1 protein-coding gene is annotated in these 490 nt (G+C 62.9%); it reads right to left on the reverse strand.

Features of this window, described 5'->3' with window-relative positions; translation table 11 throughout:
- Positions 1-490, reverse strand: a 490-nt coding sequence (locus tag P0D80_RS51150; RefSeq protein WP_408296605.1) for an SNF2-related protein, incomplete at both ends; no start/stop codon positions are given.

The following is a 490-nucleotide window of genomic DNA, read 5'->3' on the forward strand; positions in this document are numbered from 1 at the left end:
TGGGCCGTAACGGCGGCCCGGACTTTTTCGTGCATCGCTGCGCGCACGGTTTCGTACAGGTCGCGCTGCGCGCCTTCGAGGTCGACGGTGCGCATGATGATGGTCTTTGGCGGCAGTTCTTTCGCGACCTCATCCTTGCGCCGGCGCAGCATGAAGGGGCGGATACGGCGCGCGAGCAGATCACGCCGCACGGTGTCGCCGCCTTTCTCGATTGGAGTTCGCCAACGCTTCGTGAAATCCTTCAGGCTGCCAAGGAAGCCTGGGAGCAGGAAGTCGAATTGTGACCACAGCTCGCCGAGGTGATTTTCAAGTGGCGTGCCGGTGAGACACAGGCGGTGCCGGGCGCGCAGTTCACGGATGGTCGCCGCCGCTTTGGTGGTGGCGTTCTTGACGTACTGCGCCTCGTCGAGGATCAGCAGGTGATAGTCGTGCTGTGCAAGGACTTCCTGGTCGCGCCACAGCAGCGCGTAGGTCGTCAGGATGAGATCGT

Origin of the sequence: Paraburkholderia sp. RL17-373-BIF-A (assembly GCF_046030175.1) — a bacterium.
GTDB lineage: Bacteria > Pseudomonadota > Gammaproteobacteria > Burkholderiales > Burkholderiaceae > Paraburkholderia.